The organism is uncultured Lactobacillus sp., from assembly GCF_946477725.1.
In the GTDB taxonomy this organism is placed as follows: domain Bacteria; phylum Bacillota; class Bacilli; order Lactobacillales; family Lactobacillaceae; genus Lactobacillus.
Genome location: NZ_CAMKZC010000002.1, coordinates 1 through 18,534, shown reverse-complemented (window position 1 = coordinate 18,534; position 18,534 = coordinate 1). Strand labels below are relative to the sequence as shown.

At 37.5% G+C, this 18,534-nt stretch carries 19 protein-coding genes; 3 read left to right on the top strand and 16 right to left on the bottom strand.

Annotation, left to right across the window (positions count from 1 at the left end; genetic code table 11):
* Positions 1–10 precede the first annotated feature (10 nt).
* Complete coding sequence (plsY, locus tag Q0R51_RS01395; RefSeq protein ID WP_294756170.1) at positions 11–646, top strand: glycerol-3-phosphate 1-O-acyltransferase PlsY; 636 nt, start codon at positions 11–13, stop codon at positions 644–646.
* Between the two features lie 148 nt (positions 647–794).
* Here the strand turns inward: plsY and Q0R51_RS01390 are convergent, their stop codons facing one another.
* From Q0R51_RS01390 to Q0R51_RS01340, 11 genes are all read right to left on the bottom strand, one after another.
* Positions 795–1,685 carry an aldose 1-epimerase family protein gene (locus tag Q0R51_RS01390; protein ID WP_294756168.1) on the bottom strand — a complete coding sequence of 297 codons (891 nt, stop codon included), beginning with the start codon at positions 1,683–1,685 and terminating at the stop codon, positions 795–797.
* Positions 1,686–1,703: 18 nt separating this feature from the next.
* Entirely contained in the window at positions 1,704–3,113 is a 1,410-nt protein-coding gene (gene hslU, locus Q0R51_RS01385) for an ATP-dependent protease ATPase subunit HslU (protein ID WP_122026042.1), read from the bottom strand.
* 18 nt (positions 3,114–3,131) lie between these two features.
* Entirely contained in the window at positions 3,132–3,656 is a 525-nt protein-coding gene (gene hslV / locus Q0R51_RS01380; RefSeq protein ID WP_046324812.1) for an HslVU peptidase proteolytic subunit, read from the bottom strand.
* Entirely contained in the window at positions 3,656–4,582 is a 927-nt protein-coding gene (xerA, locus tag Q0R51_RS01375; protein WP_294756165.1) for a site-specific tyrosine recombinase/integron integrase, read from the bottom strand. The genes hslV and xerA overlap by 1 nt, the downstream gene beginning before the upstream one ends.
* Positions 4,583–5,899 (bottom strand): methylenetetrahydrofolate--tRNA-(uracil(54)-C(5))-methyltransferase (FADH(2)-oxidizing) TrmFO, encoded by a 1,317-nt coding sequence (trmFO, locus tag Q0R51_RS01370; protein ID WP_294756397.1) that lies wholly within the window; start codon positions 5,897–5,899, stop codon positions 4,583–4,585. It lies immediately after the preceding gene.
* 85 nt (positions 5,900–5,984) lie between these two features.
* A complete protein-coding gene (gene topA / locus Q0R51_RS01365; RefSeq protein ID WP_294756164.1) occupies positions 5,985–8,096 on the bottom strand; it encodes a type I DNA topoisomerase in 2,112 nt (703 codons plus the stop codon).
* Positions 8,097–8,177: 81 nt separating this feature from the next.
* Positions 8,178–9,008 (bottom strand): DNA-processing protein DprA, encoded by an 831-nt coding sequence (gene dprA / locus Q0R51_RS01360; protein WP_294756163.1) that lies wholly within the window; start codon positions 9,006–9,008, stop codon positions 8,178–8,180.
* 45 nt (positions 9,009–9,053) lie between these two features.
* Positions 9,054–9,809, bottom strand: a complete 756-nt coding sequence (locus Q0R51_RS01355; protein ID WP_294756161.1) for a ribonuclease HII — start codon at positions 9,807–9,809, stop codon at positions 9,054–9,056.
* Positions 9,806–10,645, bottom strand: a complete 840-nt coding sequence (gene ylqF, locus Q0R51_RS01350) for a ribosome biogenesis GTPase YlqF (RefSeq protein WP_294756159.1) — start codon at positions 10,643–10,645, stop codon at positions 9,806–9,808. Before ylqF ends, Q0R51_RS01355 begins: the two co-directional genes overlap by 4 nt.
* Positions 10,646–10,696: 51 nt before the next feature.
* Positions 10,697–10,927, bottom strand: a complete 231-nt coding sequence (locus Q0R51_RS01345; protein WP_046324806.1) for a YozE family protein — start codon at positions 10,925–10,927, stop codon at positions 10,697–10,699.
* Between the two features lie 3 nt (positions 10,928–10,930).
* Entirely contained in the window at positions 10,931–11,791 is an 861-nt protein-coding gene (locus tag Q0R51_RS01340; RefSeq protein ID WP_122037567.1) for a DegV family protein, read from the bottom strand.
* Positions 11,792–11,912: 121 nt separating this feature from the next.
* Between Q0R51_RS01340 and Q0R51_RS01335 the strand changes: the two genes are divergently transcribed.
* A complete protein-coding gene (locus Q0R51_RS01335; protein ID WP_294756395.1) occupies positions 11,913–12,578 on the top strand; it encodes a hemolysin III family protein in 666 nt (221 codons plus the stop codon).
* 1 nt (position 12,579) lies between these two features.
* On the opposite strand, the gene Q0R51_RS01330 is transcribed toward Q0R51_RS01335, so the two are convergent.
* Positions 12,580–13,779 (bottom strand): CCA tRNA nucleotidyltransferase, encoded by a 1,200-nt coding sequence (locus Q0R51_RS01330; RefSeq protein WP_294756156.1) that lies wholly within the window; start codon positions 13,777–13,779, stop codon positions 12,580–12,582.
* Positions 13,780–13,863: 84 nt separating this feature from the next.
* On the opposite strand from Q0R51_RS01330, the gene Q0R51_RS01325 reads away from it, so the two are divergent.
* Positions 13,864–14,751 carry a YitT family protein gene (locus Q0R51_RS01325; protein ID WP_294601589.1) on the top strand — a complete coding sequence of 296 codons (888 nt, stop codon included), beginning with the start codon at positions 13,864–13,866 and terminating at the stop codon, positions 14,749–14,751.
* A 136-nt stretch (positions 14,752–14,887) separates the two neighbouring features.
* Here the strand turns inward: Q0R51_RS01325 and Q0R51_RS01320 are convergent, their stop codons facing one another.
* The 4 genes from Q0R51_RS01320 to Q0R51_RS01305 all read right to left on the bottom strand — a co-directional run.
* Positions 14,888–16,144: a tetratricopeptide repeat protein gene (locus tag Q0R51_RS01320; RefSeq protein ID WP_294756154.1), complete on the bottom strand. Its 1,257-nt coding sequence runs from the start codon at positions 16,142–16,144 to the stop codon at positions 14,888–14,890.
* A 117-nt stretch (positions 16,145–16,261) separates the two neighbouring features.
* On the bottom strand, positions 16,262–16,537 hold the full coding sequence (locus Q0R51_RS01315) for an HU family DNA-binding protein (protein WP_046324801.1): 276 nt from the start codon (positions 16,535–16,537) through the stop codon (positions 16,262–16,264).
* Between the two features lie 185 nt (positions 16,538–16,722).
* Positions 16,723–18,030 carry a ribosome biogenesis GTPase Der gene (der, locus tag Q0R51_RS01310; RefSeq protein ID WP_294756153.1) on the bottom strand — a complete coding sequence of 436 codons (1,308 nt, stop codon included), beginning with the start codon at positions 18,028–18,030 and terminating at the stop codon, positions 16,723–16,725.
* 58 nt (positions 18,031–18,088) lie between these two features.
* Positions 18,089–18,534, bottom strand: a 446-nt coding sequence (locus Q0R51_RS01305) for a S1 RNA-binding domain-containing protein (protein ID WP_294756151.1), incomplete at its 5' end; no start/stop codon positions are given.

The window sequence follows — 18,534 nt, the reverse complement described above, 5'->3', positions numbered from 1 at the left end:
TGGGATAAAAATGATAAATTTAAATTTAATTCTGATATTTATTCTAGCATATTTAATAGGGTCATTTCCTACAGGCGTGATCGTCGGTAAGATCTTTTTTGCTGAAGATATTAGAGACTATGGCTCCGGTAACATTGGCACCACCAACTCTTTTCGCGTCTTCGGACCATTTGCCGGCAGTGTGGTTCTCATCGTTGATGTTTTAAAAGGAACCCTCGCTACCAACTTACCCAGGATATTTCATCTTAATATGCCCAAATATGTTCTGCTAATATGTGGTGGCCTGGCGATCTTGGGACACACATTCTCTATTTTTCTCAAATTTAAGGGCGGAAAAGCTGTAGCAACCAGTGCCGGGCTCTTTTTAGGTTATAATCTCAAGTTTTTCGGCATTTGTGCTCTTATTTTTCTACCATTAGTTTTTATCACGTCTTATGTAAGTCTTTCAAGCCTGATTGCCGTTGTTCTGATATTTATTGCAACTTTCTTTTTTCATGATGTTTTTTTGGAAATTATTGTCGGCTGCATCATGATTATCTTGTTTATTCGTCACAGAAGCAATATTAAGCGCTTATTACAGCACCAAGAAAACATAATTCCCTTTGGCTTGTGGTATTGGTATAAGAAAAGACACCACCAACTATAAATACCATTAAAATAAATACGGCTAGCTTCAACAGCTAGCTATTTCATTATAAACTTATGAACATTTGTTCGCAATATTTGTTTTTTATTTTTAAGGCATGAAAAAAGGAAGTCTCGTACTTCCTCTTTTGCTATCTTGAACTAAAAAATTATTCATCTTGATCATGGAAAGCCATACTAAAACCAGCTGTAAAGGTTCCTCCAGCTGCAAGATGATTCATACCATATTTTTCTTCCAGCTTTTGGTTGGTATCAGCACGGTCTGCTATCCCCCACCACGGTTCAATACAGACATAATCGGCAGTTGTTGGATATTGTGACCACACACCCACAAATGGTGCATCTCGCAACCACACATTTACATGAAAATTATTAGCATCAGTTTTTAAAGATACCCTATTATCGTGGCCCCGCATTTGAAAAATTAGCGCGTCATTTTTAAACAGATGATCGCTAAGAGTAATTAAGCTGTTAGTAGAAGCCAATGACCGATTAGGCCAGTCCAAATATGCACCTTTCAAAGGGATATGAACACGTGCACGAGAAGGTTTGGTACTAAAGTAAAAATCTTCCTTGGTTAAAGTATTACTTGTAGGGATGTTAAATCCAGGATGACCACCAATACCAAATATCATTTCGCCATCCGTTTTGTTAACAACGGTAAAGTTTTCTTCCAATAGATTATTGAGTAAATTATAATTTACCCGCAATTCAAACTTAAAGGGATAAACTTTCCGGGTCGTTTCAGAATCAGTCAGCAAAAATGTAATACTTTCATTTGTATGACTTACCACTTTAAACTCTAAATCACGGGCAAAACCATGTTGAGTTAAATGATAGGTTTTTCCTTGGTAAGTGTATTCGTCATTTTTTAGTCTTCCAACTATGGGAAAAAGAACAGGTGCATGTCTATTCCAAACTTGAGGATCTGCTTGCCAAATATATTCATATCCACTATGTAAACTTTTTACACTTTGCACTTCAGCACCCTTACTAGCAATTTCAACTTTAAGAATGCTATTTTTGATAGTGTAATTCATGTTTAATCATCACCTTTGTTAAAGAATGAACTTAGTTAGATCTTTATTTGTTATTATATCACTAAGTTTTTCATTAACATATGCTTCAGTTACTGTAATTTCTCCCATCGTCATGTCCGGGCCTTCGTATAAGACATCTTCCAGTAATTTCTCAAGAATTGTTGACAACCGTCTGGCACCAATATTATCTGTTCCTTGGTTGACATCGTAAGCAATTTGCGCAATCCGCTCTACTGCTTCTTGTGTAAAAACTAATTTAATTCCATCCGCTTTCATCAGTGCTACATATTGCTCTAATAATGAGTCTTCAGGGTCCTTAAGGATTTTGACAAAGTCATCTTTTGACAAGGCATTAAGCTCCACTCTAATTGGAAAACGTCCTTGTAATTCGGGGATAAGATCACTCGGCTTGGACTCTGAAAAAGCGCCAGCTGCAATGAAGAGAATATGGTCTGTAGTTACCGGGCCATATTTCGTCTGAACTGTTGAGCCTTCAACAATTGGCAAAATGTCTCTTTGCACACCTTCACGCGATACTTCTCCAGAAGTTTTTTGGTTGCCAGCTGTAATCTTATCAATTTCATCAATAAAAATGATTCCATTATTGGCGGTACGTTCAATTGCCTTTTGATAAAGAGAATCATAATCAATCATTTTGCGGGATTCTTGCTGAATTAAAACTTCCCGGGCATCTTTGACAGGAAGTGTTCGCTTGATTTTCTTCTTAGGTACTAAATCATTAAGCATTGAACTCATGTCTATTCCCATTTGCCCCATCATGTCACCCATCGGATTAACCTTTGGAGCCTGGTCAACTTCGATTGTAACCTCACGATTTTCAAGCAGACCTTTATTTAACTGTTCTGAAACAGTCAATCTCTCATTGCGAATATCATCTGTTATCTCTTCTTGATCTGCTGGCGCAGTCTGATCATTGCTTTGACCAGCCGCCATAATCATCGACATCATGTCTTGCCATTCCTGCATTTGATTCTTGCGCTTATCACGCTTAATTCCGGGTACAAGCAAGCGTACTAAAATTTTATTGGCTTCTTTAGCTGCCTGAGGGCGAACACGGTCAAATTGATCCTTTTCTTCCATACGAACCGCTTCATTGACCAAATCGCGGACCATCGATTCCACATCACGGCCCACATAACCAACTTCAGTAAATTTTGTAGCTTCTACCTTAACAAACGGGGCATTGACAATTGCGGCCAATCTTCTGGCAATTTCTGTTTTACCAACACCAGTAGGGCCAGCCATTAACAAATTCTTGGGGGTAATGTCCTCTTGCATTTTCTTTGGCAGTTGCATTCGGCGATAACGATTATACAAAGCAACAGCAACTGCTTTCTTGGCCTCATCCTGCCCTATTATATATTCATTAAGTAAGTTAACTATTTGTTTAGGTGTTTTTGTTTCCATATTTTTTTCGCTCCGTTATTACAATTCATCTGTGATAATCTGATCATCAGTGAAGATATCAATTCCAGAGGCTATTTCAACTGCTTCATGAGCAATTTCACTGGCAGTCATATTAGAGGAATGTCTAGTCATTGCAATTGCGGCTGCTTGGGCAAAATTTCCGCCAGAACCAATCGCCACTACATTTTCATCGGGTTCAAGCACTTCACCGTTTCCCGAAATTAGCAAAAGATCTTTTTCATTAAACGCAATCAGCATTGCTTCCAGCTTTTGCAAAGTGGCATCTTTACGCCAAGCCTGAGCCATTTCAACGGCTGCCCTGCGTAAATCTCCACCAAAAGCTTCCAGTTTACCTTCAAGCATATCCTGCAAACTGACAGCATCAGCTACACCACCAGCAAAACCAATTACCACTTGATCATGATAAATTCGTCTTATTTTTTTAGCAGTAGCTTTGGCTATTACTTTTTCTCCTAAAGTAACCTGGCCATCACCAGCAATTGCGGTTTTACCATTAAATTTTACTGAACATATTGTTGTCATTATTTTGCCTCATCTTTCTTATCGTTGCGAGCAAAGTATTTTTCATAGTTTGCCTGCAAATGACTCATAGTTACATGCGTGTAAATTTGAGTTGTTGACAAATTATCATGGCCTAAGAGTTCTTGTACACTACGCAAGTCGGCGCCGTTATTCAACATTGCCGTTGCAAATGAATGGCGCAACTCGTGCGGATGTACTTTACCATTAATGCCAGCTCCATTGAAAACTTTTTGCATGATATACTCGATACCACGTTCTGTTAGCCGCTTTCCTGTGTTGTTTAGAAATACATAGCCTGAATCTTCCTGATCATTTAAAAGTTGCTGGCGACCATCTTCCAAGTACTTGACCAAAGCAGCTTTAGTCTGATCGTCAAAAGCAACATACCGATCTTTATTACCCTTACCATGAACTAAAATTATCTTTAAATCTAAATCTATTTGTTTTCTTTTTAAATTGCTTACTTCACTGACCCTCATCCCCGTAGTATAAAACAATTCAATTAATGCCAAGTTACGCAAAGTTAACGGGTCAGTTCCAGATAATGAGTCAAAAACCTGCTTAAGTTCAGGAGCATAAAAGAACTGAGGTAGTTTGCGCTCTTTGGCACGTAGAATTATAGTCTGGGTAGGATCAATTTTAACAATTTTGCGTCTAGTTAAAAAGCGGTAAAACGACCTAAGACTAGACATCTTGCGCGACTGTGTCGAACGCGCTAAATTTTGATCGGCTAAGTGCTGCAGATATATTTCAATGTCTCTTCTACCTATTTTTTTCCAACCATCAAATCCCCCTGAATCCTGCCAAAACCTTTTTGCTGATTTTAAGTCGGTTTGATAGGAGACAATTGTTTTAGGGCTGTACTGACGCTCATTGAGTAAATAGTCGGTAAAAAGAACTAGTAAATCATCTTGTTGTTCATTCATTTAATTCAATACTTTCTGTTGAAATTCCTTCAAATTCTCTAAACTTCTCTGGCTTATTTGTAAATGACGTTCTTTCTTATTACGGATCTTACGCCCTTCTAGTCCAGGAATTAGTGCAAAGCTGGCATTCATTGGCTGAAAATGCTTAATATCGGCGCTAGTGACATAATTAGCCATCGAACCTAAAGCAGTTAATTTGGGAAAAGTCACCGGTTCTTGCCCATTAGCTCTTCTGGCGGCATTAATTCCGCAAACAAGACCACTGCCAGCACTTTCAACATAGCCTTCAACCCCGGTAACTTGACCGGCAAAAAATAAGCCAGGCTGCTTTTTTGCCTCATACGCTGGAGTTAAAACAGCTGGTGAAGCCATATAAGTATTGCGATGCATTTTACCATACCTAATAAAACGAGCATGATCAAGACCGGGAATCATTGAAAAAACGCGTTTCTGTTCGCCATATTTAAGATGCGTTTGGAAACCAACTATATTATACATTGATGCTATTGCATTATCCTGTCTGAGCTGAACCACGGCATAAGGAATTTTGCCAGTAGTCGGATCTTCTAACCCTACTGGCTTAAGGGGACCAAAAAGCATTGTCTTAGGTCCTCTTTTTGCCATTACCTCAATCGGCATGCAACCTTCAAAAACATCACTGTTTTCAAAGTCGTGAACTTCAGCCGTTTCGGCATTAACTAATTCCTGCGCAAAATTCTCATACTCTTGCTTTGTCATGGGGCAATTTAAATATGCAGCCTCTCCCTTATCATAACGTGATTTCTTATAAACGATGTTCATATCGATTGAAGCAGCAGCAATTATCGGAGCTGCTGCATCAAAGAAATGCAAACTTTCTGCACCAGAAAATTTTTGTATTTCTGCGGCAAGCTTGTCACTAGTTAAAGGACCTGTAGCCACAATGGCGATTGGGTCAGACGGGATTTGTGTAATCTCTTTGGTGTAAAAATTAACGTTAGGTAAAGAATGCAACTTGCTTGTGACATAGCCGCTAAATTCAGTCCGATCAACTGCAAGCGCTCCTCCTGCTGGAACTTGAGAATAATCAGCAGCCGCCATAATTAGTGAATCAAGTTGCCGCATTTCTTCTTTTAATAACCCAACCGCATTAGATAATTGATTCGAACGCATTGAGTTGGTACATACCAGTTCGGCCAGCTGGTCTGTTTTATGAGCAGGAGTCATTTTTTCCGGACGCATTTCATAAAAATCAACCGTGATTCCACGTTTAGCTAATTGCCAAGCTGCTTCACTACCAGCTAAGCCACCACCGATTACAGTTACTTTTTCAGGCATATCATCATATTCCTTTGCTAAAATTATTTTCTTATATACAAGAATATCATCAAACCACAAATGATCTGATGATATTAACATAAATTTAACTTTCTAACGGGTTTTTCTCATTATTGGCTTCTTCTTTATAATCGCCGTTCGGACAAAGAACAACAGGTCCCTTTTTATTTCTCTTTTCAATGAGAAAATGACCGCAGTTGGGACAGTTACGGTTAATCGGTTTATCCCAGGAAACAAAATCACAATCCGGGTAGCGCGAACAACCATAAAACTTACGGTTACGCTTAGACTTTTTCTCAATAACGTCACCCTTGCCACATTTAGGACAGATAACGCCCACCTTTTTCACTATTGCTTTGGTGTTACGACAATCAGGAAAACGAGAACAAGCATAAAACTTACCATAACGTCCCATTTTAATAACCATTGGTGCACCACAAATGTCACAATTAAATCCTGCAGGCTCATCCTTAATTTGCACCTTTTTAATACCGGCAGCGGCTTTGTCTAATTCTTTTTTAAAGGGATGGTAATACTCATCGATGACTTTAACCCAGTTTTTCTTGCCCTCTTCGATTCCGTCAAGGTCATTTTCAAGTTGGGCCGTAAAATCAATATTGACGATGTCAGGGAAAAATTGCTCAATTAAATTGTCTACGATCTCCCCCAATTCGGTTGGTACAATCGCTTTACTATCCAATTTCACGTAATAACGACGCTGAATTGTATCAATAGTAGGCGCATAAGTTGAAGGCCGACCAACACCATTTTCTTCAAGCGCGTGAACTAAGCTTGCTTCGGTATATCTAGCAGGTGGCATGGTGAAATGTTGCTTGTTATCTGATTTAGTCAGTTTGACTTCATCGCCATTATTTAATTCCGGCAGTTCAATATTGGTTTCCTGCTGGTTATCATAAACCTTGGTAAACCCGGCAAATTTCATTTTAGAACCGGTTGTTCTAAAAATTACTCCATTTTGAGTGATATCTGCTCTTACCGTATCATATATAGCAGGAGTCATTTCACTGGCTAAAAAGCGGGACCAAATTAACTTATATAAACGATACTGTTCAGTTGTTAAAACGGATTTAAGCGACTCTGGTGTGCGATAGACGCTAGTTGGTCGAATTGCTTCGTGGGCATCTTGAGCATCTTCTTGATTTTTAAAATGGCGAGCCCCTTTGGCAGCGTATTCTTTACCGTATTTCTCATTTAAAAATCTTGAAGCTTCAGCCTGCGCCACCGGAGAAGTACGCTTAGAGTCCGTTCTCATATAGGTAATTAGGCCAACAGTGCCCTGCTTACCCAGACTAATTCCTTCATACAATTGTTGAGCAATACTCATAGTTCTTCTAGTACGATAATTCAAACGCTTATTGGCTTCCTGCTGCAAAGTGGATGTAGTAAAGGGGGCAGCTGGTTGGCGCCGGCGTTCACGTTTAACCACATTCTCAACTTGAAAAATTTTCTTTTTATCGACTTTAGTTAAAACTTTTTGTACAGCATCATTATTCGGCAAATCAGTTTTCTTGCCGTTTATCCCCCAGAATTGACCCTTAAAAGTCTTGGTCGCTTTTTTGAATTCAGCGTCAATTGTCCAGTATTCCTGGGGCTTAAAGTTCTTGATCTCTTTTTCCCGATCAATCACCAGCTTTAAAGCAACTGACTGAACACGTCCAGCACTCAAGCCTTTTTTAACTTTTTCCCATAAAATAGGAGAAAGAGAGTATCCCACAATTCTATCCAGTATTCTCCTGGCCTGTTGCGCGTTAACAGTATCCATGTCGATGGTTCGAGGATTTTTAAAACTGTTTTTGACGGCATCTTTAGTGACTTCATTAAAAGTAACTCGATTTTTGTCTTTTTGGTCTAAATTAAGAACATGGGCAACATGCCAGGCAATGGCTTCGCCTTCGCGATCGGGGTCGGACGCTAAATAAACATCTTTAGCTTTTTTAGCTTCAGACTTAAGTTCCTTAATGGTATCGCCCTTACCCCTAATTGAAATATACTTTGGCTTATAATTATTGTCGAAGTCAATTCCCATCTGTGATTTAGGTAAGTCACGAATGTGTCCTTTTGAAGCGATAACACGATAATTACGCCCCAAATATTTTTCAATAGTTTTAGCCTTTGCCGGAGACTCAACTATGACTAATGTTTTTTTACGTTTCTTTGGCTTTGATTTAGTAGGCATCAAAAGCCTCCTCATTAAATTCTTTTTTAAATACTTAATTGAGAATAGAATATTTAACTACTAATTGTCAAATCTTTCAAGTTAGAAATCAAAATCAGTAATGGGATAAGCTCCTGCTTGAATGAGTTTATTAGGTCCTTGAGAAAGCTCACTGGTAATTGGTCCCGGAACAGCATAGATATTACGATTTTCTTGTAAAGCTAAATTAGCTGTAATTAAAGACCCAGATTTTTGCTTGGCTTCTGTGACAATTACACTTTCAGCTATACCAGCTAAAATTCTGTTTCGTTGAGGAAATCTGAATGGCTTAGGCGGAGTATCTGGTAGGTACTCACTTAGTATTAACCCATTTTGTGCAATCTGTTCCTGCACATGACAATTTACCATGGGATAATAATGATTTAAGCCATTACCTACCACCGCTATTGTTTGACCATGATATTTTAATGTTGCTTTGTGTGCCATTACATCTACGCCTTTGGCCAAGCCACTGGCAATAACATAATCATTTTTTATTAAGTTAGGTACAATCTTATTCAAAACAATACTGCTGTAACTGGTCGCCTGCCGTGAGCCGACTATTGTTACGATGTCTTTTTGCAGCAATTGTACATTACCTTGTAAAAATAAAATTAACGGTGGCTGGTATATTTGACGTAAGTTCTCAGGATATTCAGAATCAAAAAAACTGATAATTTGACATTGTTTTTCTACTCTTTTAATCATTTTATCTGCATGCATGTCATTATAAGCATTAATGCAGGTTTTAATCAAGCTGCTTGTCAAATCCAAATTTTTGATAGTTTGAATAGTGACCTCATCAACATTTAACTGACTCGCAACTCGTAACATCTTAACATATCCGATGTTTTTTTGTAATTTCAGGCGTAAAAGAAAGCTGGTAATTTCCATAAAAAAACCTCCTAAATACAAATACGTAAAAAGAAGGAATATTTTTTATTGATAAAAAGAATTTACAGGTGCAAAAGTTTTGCGGTGAATTGGACATGGCCCGTATTTCTTAAGTGCTTGAATATGAGTTTGAGTGCCATAACCAGCATTTTCCTCAAAATGGTATTCGGGATAAATTCGGGCATAGTCCGCCATCAACTTATCCCGGAAAACTTTAGCTACAATCGAGGCTGCGGCAATAGAGTTTGACTTAGAGTCTCCCTTAATTAAACGAACCTGAGGTAGATTAACCGGTACTTGCATAGCATCAACCAGCAAGGCATCAGTTTTAACATGTAAATCCTTTACCGCTTCAGCCATTGCCAACCGGTCTGCCTCGTATATGTTTACTTTATCTATAATCTCAGGACTTTTAACTCCAATTGCCACATCAACTGCTTTTTCTAAAATTAATGGATATAATTCTAAACGCTGACTGGCGCTTAATTTTTTAGAGTCATTAACATCAATTAGATCAAAACTGTTATCAATGACTACAGCAGCTGTCACGACCGGACCCGCTAATGGACCTCTGCCTACTTCATCTACACCTGCAACTATTTGGCTTTTTGCCCAAAAAGTTTTTTCATATGCAAATCTTTTTAAAAAGGCAGCTTTCTTCTTAGCTAATTTTTGCTGACGATTATTGTAACTAAGTAGTAGTTTCTGCACACCAACACGGGTATCATTTTTTAAGATATTCAAATCTTCTGGACTAACTGCATCCTTAGCAAGTAATTTTTTAATTTCTCCAATCGTCATATGCGATCTAATGTAATCCTTCCTACTTTTCCCTTGCGCAGCCTTTGTAATAGGTACATAGAAAAGCGATCATAATCATCACGCATGCCGTATTCTTCAGTTAATGCCAATAACAAATCAGTATCATTAATTCGTTCAATTTCAGCTTTTGGTGTGCGAGCAAACTTACTTAAATCGTTCAAATAGTGTTTGCGCAATTTTGATAAAACAAATAAAGCTACATCATCGGCACTAAAGACAGTATCCTTAATGGCACCAAGAGCGGCAAGCTTTAACCCAACTGTTTGGTCTTCAAACTTAGGCCATAAAATACCTGGAGTATCTAAAACTTGAATATTTTCAGTAGTTTTTAACCAATTTTGACCCTTTGTTACTCCCGGTTTATTACCAACTTGAGTCACATTTCGGCCTACAAGACGATTAATAATGGTTGATTTACCACAATTAGGGATGCCGGCAATAGCCACTCTAATCACCGGGCTGACTGCCCCTTTTTGCGTTAACTTATTAATTTTATTAGCAGCAGCTTTTTTAATCATTTTCACTAATATCTGCATATTGGTGTTATGAAGAGAATCCAAAGCCATCACATATTTTCCCTTGGTGGTAAATTTCTTTTGCCATCTTTTAGTCATTACTGGATCAGCTAAATCTGCCTTATTTAAAATAATTAAGTGTGGCTTATCTCCCACCAATTTTTCGATCATTGGATTACGTGAGGATTGAGGAATTCTTGCATCCAAAACTTCAACGATGACATCAATCAAGCTCATTTTATCTTCAAGTTGATTCCGGGCTTTATTCATATGCCCCGGATACCATTGAATGTTAACCATTATCTGCCTTTCCCAAACTAAAATGGCTTCAAATTTCAAGGAAGCCTTAAATTAATACGTCATCTTTTCACGATACATTTGATATGCTTTATCAAAAATGCTCATACTTGGTAAATAGCCAGCGTTGAGCTCAAGATAATCAGATAACTTCTCATAATTCTGTTCTTGTTTAGGAAAAGTCTGATCATTTTGTGCGTTATTGGCAAATTGTGCAACTTCATCATTTGAATCAGCATTGCGCTGAGTCATCAAATAACGATAAAAACTTTCTCTATAGGCCAATTTCTACTCCGTATAATACAAAATTGCATAAGCACCCATCCCTGCGTGTGTAGCAATAATAGGACTGGTTTCTCTCACCAAAACATCTATTTTGGAATTGATATCTTTAATTTTCTGGGCTAAATCAAGAAGCTTCTGCGGCGTACTACCATTAGCGACATACGATATGCCAACTTCTTTAATTTTTTCTTTATTAGCTTCGATCTCATCTAAAATGCGCTTATCAAAAGCTAAAGAGAACTTCTTGCCGCGACCTTTTTTAGCAATTTTCAAATGGCCATTAGGCATCTGCAATTCAATTCTGATATTAAGCATGTTCACAATTTTGCCAGCTAAGGGACCCAAACGTCCACCCTTAATAACATTTTCTAAATTAACAACTAGTAAGTGTAAACGCTGAGTTTTTTTGATTTTTTCAATATGAGCTAAAATTTCAGGAATAGTTTTGCCTGCAGCTATATCGCGTGCAGCAGCCAAAACCTGAAAGCCTTCAGAACGATCCGTCAATTCAGAGTCAACAATATGAACCAGATCAGATTTACCCGTTAATTTCACAGCCTGACGAGCAGCATCAATTGTTCCGCTTAACACTTTGGCTAGAAAAATGCCGATGACCTCACTGCCATCTTTAGTCAGCTCATTAATGGTATCAACTATTGTTCCGATTGGTGGTTGACTGGTGGTTGGCAACTTTTTAGACTCGCTCATTTTTTGGACAAATTGCTGTCTGGTTATTTCCACTCCATCAATATAGGTATTGCCGTCAATTGTGACCGACAAAGGCACAACGGTAATATGATATTTTTTTATTTCTTCTGGCGTTAACTGCGCGGAAGAATCAGTCAAAATTTTAATTTCTGACAACGTACTCGCCCTCAATTCTGCTTAGATGTTCTCATTTATGATAGAATGTGAACTGTATTAATTATAAATCATTATAGCAAAAAAACTTGTAAATAAAAGAAAGCGAACAAACTGTTTCATGATGAAATTGCAAAAGTTATGGCAGGAACCTGCTCAAAGATCCAAAACATACTACTTAATAGATAACATTTTAAGTGCTGTCACCCATGGTATCGGCTTCTGTTTAGCAGTAGCAGGTCTGATTCTGTTAATCATTAAAGCAGTTTCAACCCATAGCCTCTTAAGAATCGTAACTTTTACTATTTATGGTTCCTGTTTGCTTCTGCTATATTTATTCTCTACACTTTTTCATAGTTTGATTTTTACCCGCGCCCGCAATGTTTTTCAAATTTTTGATCACTCATCAATTTTTCTGCTAATTGCTGGTTCGTATACCCCTTTTTCATTAGTCGCCATTGGTGGTAAATGGGGTATTTTACTGTTCAGTTTGGTTTGGATCATCGCTATATTTGGCATCATTTACTATATTTTTAATAGGGGTAAGCATGTAATACTTGATACTATTTTGTATGTCGCAATGGGCTGGCTCGTAATTTTAGCTGGCAACTACCTGTATGTCCGACTCAGTCCCACGGGATTTTGGCTTTTAGTTGGCGGTGGCGTAGCTTATACTGTTGGTGCCCTTTTTTACACAATGAAAGGTATTCCCTTTATTCATGTAATCTGGCATCTATTCGTTATTTTAGGCTCAACCCTAATGTTTTTCTCCGTACTACTGTACGTTTGAATTACTTAATTTGCTCTAAATATTCTTGAATATCATCTTCAGAGTTGACTAATTCACCTGCAATGACTTTTTGCTTTATTTGATTAAGTATTTGGCCTAAGTTTGGTCCTGGCTTTACGCCATAAGCTATTAAGAATTGCCCGTCAATGGCAAGTTCAGACATTGATTTAATCGGTAAAGCCGTATAGCGATCTACTAAAGCCTCAGAATTGATTGGTTGTCCTAAAATGTGAGCTACATCAATAGTGTTAAGAAGAGTCTCTTTACCAGCATTGAATAATTCAATGTCAGAAGGAGATTTTGCAGAAATTAAGTCAAACAAATTTACAATTTTTTTAACTTTTTCCGTCATGGCATTTGAATTTTTCCAATCACGCATAAACTGAGTTATCTGATTATCCGTAATTTTCAATAAAATGATTATGATAGCCCACAAACTGGTTTCCATACTTGGGTTAAATTTCAGTTTGGGATAGATCCCCAGCAACTCACTTTTACCAGCAAAATCCGGCACACCCTCACTTAATTTCGTCTGTAAAAAAACTTTGAAAGCTGCGCGTGAGTTCATTCCGGTACCCATTTTGACAAACTCATCACGAATTCGTTCAACTGAAATTTTGGGCAATAGTTGATGCATATCCATTACGGCTTTTTCAGTTTGAGGTTCCAGGTCAAAACAAAGCTGACTCATAAAGCGAACAGCTCTCATCATCCGTAAAGCATCTTCATGAAACCTCTTCATTGGATCTCCTACTGCTTTAATGAGGTGCTTTTGTAAATCTCCTATGCCGTTGAAAAGGTCAATTATTTCACCTTTTCTATTCATCGCTAAAGCATTAATGGTAAAATCACGCCTTTTTAAATCTTCAGCTAAATTTTGCACAAAAGTAACGTGATCGGGTCTGCGAAAGTCCTGGTAACCTGATTCTGTTCTAAAGGTAGTTATTTCATAGCTTGAACCGCCATGCAAAACGGTAACTGTGCCATGCTTAATTCCGGTATCAATTGTCTTAGGAAAAAGCTGTTTAACTTCTTCTGGATAGGCACTCGTGGCAATATCAATGTCGTGTATCGGCCTTTTTAAAAGCAGGTCGCGAACAGAACCACCAACAAAATATGCTTCGTAATTTGCTTGTTCTAACTGTTGAAGTACCGGAAAAGCTGCGGTAAAAATAGCTGGTAAATTATTTATTTTCATCATTATTAAATCAACTCATTTATTAGTTTTTTTGTTTTTAATTTATGGTAGGCTAAAGGTAATGGTTTAGAAAAGAAAGTTTTTATTATGCAAAAAATTAACAAAAAAAGCATCATGGAACTGTTAATGATTATGATTGGCTGTGCGATTTATGCTCTCAGCCTTGACATGATCTCAGTACCAAATAAACTCACAGATGGTGGTATTAGCGGTATTACCTTGCTATTAAGACACTTCTGGGGCATTAACATGGGATTATCGTCCCTGCTGCTTAATATACCGCTAATCATCTTAGGATACCGTTTTATGGGCAAAAGACTATTGGCCTATACTATATGGGGAACATTATGGCTGTCCTTTTTCCTATGGTTCTGGCGCTTAATTCCTATTATATCTCAATTAAACCTAGAACACGACCTCTTCTTGTCAGCAATTCTGGCAGGCACCCTTTCTGGCATTGGGTTAGGGTTAGTTTTTCGTTTTAATGGCACTTCAGGTGGTACAGATATTATCGCCAGAATTATGCAAATGAAATATGGCATATCTTCTGGCAAAGTTCTACTGTTTTGCGATACCATTATTTTATTATCTTCATTAACGTACCTAGACCTCAAACATATCATGTATACGCTAGTAGCCGCGTTTATTCTGTCACGTGTTATGGACGCAGTTCAACAGGGTGCATATTCTGCACGTGGTCTGCTTATTATTTCTGATCATTATCAAGAAATTGCAAAAATGATTGACTTAAAGCTGGATCGCGGCTTCACCTATCTTGAGGCTCGTGGTGGTTATAAAAAAACTAAAAGACCAGTAATTTACTTAGTAGTTTCTCCCAGAGAAATTCCCCTGGTAAAAGAATTAATAGCTGCTGAAGATCCCAAGGCATTTGTCAGTGTTATTGAAGTTCATGAGGTTTTAGGCGAAGGCTTTACTTATAAGCAAAAAAGCCACCACCTGCTGATTAGGAAATAGCTGCATAAAGATTTAAAAAAGGCAAATAACTCAAGTTTTTCGTAACTAGTTAATTTGCCTTTTTAAATTATTAAATCTAAGGTGGATGATTACAAAACTTTTTTAAAAAATCCAGATACTTATATTAATTGAGCAATTAGGACAATAATTCATCATACATTTCCTGCATCTCAGTATCTTCGGGTTCGAGTTTTAGATATGCTTCTAATAATTCTCTTACGATGTCTTGGGAATTAGGTTCGGTATTAAAAAATAGCAACATTTGTTTTAAAAAAGCACTATTATTTTTAAATTCAGGATAGGCTAATAAAAACTCACTTTTTGCTTTTGCACTTTGATCTAAATTTTGGTAAGAAAGTGCTAAATTCCAGTGAACCTGTGGTTCCAAATCTTCATCGTCAACCTGGGCAAAAAGAGCAATATTTGCTTCATTGTCGTTTTCTCTAACGTAAAGATTAGATAGCTGCAAACGCAAATCAAAGTTTTCAGGAAGTTTTTTTATTCCTTTTTGTAATAAGTTTTTAGCTGTATCTAAGTCATTCAACCTAACGGCTGCTTGTGCTCCTTTTTGATAAAGAACGGGGTCAAGTTCGTTATATGCTATTCCTAATTGCGCCGAGCGTAATTCTTGTTCATTATCATTTTTATGCTCATATGCCGTAGTTAACAACCTATAGGCATTAACATAATCAGGACTTTGATCGATTACTTCGTTCAAATACTTGATTGCCTGATCGTCTCTATGTAGTGTTAACATTACTAAGGCAGCCTGATATTTACTGTCAATATCAAGAATATCATTGCCATTTTTAGCAATTACTTCTCCTGCCTCTTCATAACGTCCTAATTTGGCTAAAGTTCGAAACAGACGGTCATTTAAATTGACTTCACTAAATGTTTGATGACGCTTCAACAAATCTTGGTATCTCGAAAGTGCTTGTTCATAATGGCCACTTAGATAATCTAATTCAGCCAACCCAAACTTCACGACATCTTCATCAGGTGCAATTTTTTCAGCTTCTAGCAGTTTTTGATAGGCCGTTTCCAGTAGACCATTAGTTTGATAATAGTCAGCTTGAACAAGCAAACTATCGAGATAGGCAGAGGAGCCAGGAGTAACACTATAAAGCAAAGTTAAACCATCATCATCTTGACCGTCATTTAATAATATCTCAGCTAAATAAATTTTAAATAAGTCTTCTTTGGGAAAGCGGGCAATTAAACTGCGATAAATTTCTTTTGCTAGATCGGTAAATCCTAATCCCACCAAATTCTCAGCCAGTGATGCTAAAATCTCTGGTTCATCTTTGTCCAAGGCTTTTTGTAATAATGACTTTTCTTGAGAAAAATCTTGCCGCTCAATTGCGTCAAGCAGCTTTTCAGAATAGCTCATTTTTCATTCCTCCATTATTTTATTTTTTGCCGATCAGGTCAATCACACCTATAAATAATATCAAACAAAAAAGATGATGGCGAATTAAGCCACCACCTTTTAAATAAAGTCATTGAGCTATTTAACAGCTTCCTTAAGAGCTTTACCAGGTCTAAATGCAGGTACAACACTTGCTGGAATTTGGATTTCATCGCCTGTTTGTGGATTACGTCCTTTACGAGCTGCGCGCTTACGTACTTCAAAAGTACCAAAGCCAATTAATTGTACTTTTTTGCCTTTAGCAAGATCTTCTTGGATTGAACTAAAAATTGCATCAACTGCTGTAGCTGCATCTTTTTTAGTTAATTTAGCTTTTGCTGCAACTTCAGTGACTAATTCTGCCTTATTTGCCATTGGGAATTCACCTCCTGTAACTTGAATCTCTTAGTAAGATCCTTATTTAATTCCTCAATTGAGGAACAGGGAATAAATGATTATTAGCATCACTTTTTTCCTTGATTTCAAAATAGCACAAAACCCTTGATACAACAAGCAATTACCTCTAAAAATGTGATTTTTGTGTCTTTGGTAGATACAAACTATTTTCTTTTTCGAGCAATAATTTTTATAGGGGTGCCGGAGAAGTCAAAATTTTCCCTTAACTGGTTAATTAAAAAGCGCTGATATGAAAAATGCATTAATTCCGGATCATTGACAAATACGACAAAAGTTGGTGGATTAGTGGATACCTGTGTCATGTAGTAAACGCGTAATCTTTTACCTTTAATCATAGGCGTCGGAACTAACTTGCTGGTTTCTAGTAAGAGGTCATTTAACACGCTGGATTTAATTCTTTGTTGCTGATTATGAGAAACTCTTCGAACCAATTCGGGAATTTTCGCCAGATTTTGCCCCGTTTTTGCTGAAACAAATAAAATAGGAGCGTAATCAAGATATTGAAATTCTGTACGAATAATTTGTTCAAAATTCTTGCCACTGTTACTTGTCTTTTTAGGCAAATCCCATTTATTGACAACAATAATAATCCCTCTACCAGCATCGTGGGCATACCCAGCAACATGCTTGTCCTGCTCTCTAATACCTGTGCTAGCATCAAGTACTAAGCAGACAACATCGGAATGTTCAATTGCACCCATTGCTCTCATTACTGAGTATTTTTCAGTCTTTTCGTAAACTTTTCCCCTTCGCCTTATACCAGCTGTATCGACAATTCTAAATTTAGTACCATCTATTTCAAAAGGGGTATCAACTGCATCGCGGGTCGTTCCCTCTTCGTTATTAACAATTACACGCTTTTCACCCACAAGGCGGTTGACAATTGATGATTTTCCTACATTAGGACGACCTATTACACTAAAAGAAATTTGCTCCTGCTCATTTTGCTCCAAGTCTTTCGGCAGACTTTGCACTATTTGATCCAGCAAATCACCAATACCCGTGCCATGCACGCTTGAAACAGGAATAGGATCGCCAAAACCTAAGCTATAAAAATCATAAATGTCCATCCGCTGCTCAGGATTATCAGCTTTGTTCACAGCTAAAATCACTGGCTTCTTAGTTTGATAAAGCATTTGGGCAATGCGCTCATCAAGATTTGTAACGTGATTAGCGACATTAGTTAAAAAGATGATTACATCAGCTTCTTCAATTGCTATTTCAGCTTGGGCTCTTATTTCTTCTTCGATATTACTATTTTCCCAGGTTATTCCACCAGTATCAATCAAATCAAATTTGTGCCCTAACCATTCAGCTTGCGCATAATTACGGTCTCGAGTTACGCCTGGTTTATCTTCAACTATTGCTAACCGTTGATTAATAATCCGGTTGAAAAGCGTTGATTTACCAACATTAGGCTGTCCTACAATTGCAACTACGGGTAAAACCATTTTTCAGCCTCCTTTTACAAATAAAAAAACCGACTTAAGAGTCGGCTTTTTATTTAAATTAACGACGATCTTTTAATTGGTCACCTATGATGTCACCTAAAGCAAAGCCGCTGTCATCATTGTTCATATATTTTTTATTTACTGAATTGCGGTTATATGAACTGTGTGAATGGTTGCCTTCATTTTCAGAATTCTTTGGCTCAGCAGCCTTCATAGAAAGTGAAATGCGACGCTCACCAGGGTCAATGTTTAAGACCTTGACTTTAACTTTTTGACCAACCTTTAAAACATCACTTGGCTTGTCTACGTGTTTATATGATATTTCAGAAACGTGAACTAAACCTTGAATATTATCAGCAACTTCAACAAAAGCACCGAAGTTAGTTAAAGATTTAACTTCGCCTTCAAACACATCGCCTTCGTGTAAGTCAGCTGTAGCTTGTTCAAAAGGAGAAGGTTCAGTTTGCTTAATTGAAAGGGAGATGCGATGTCTATCATCATCAA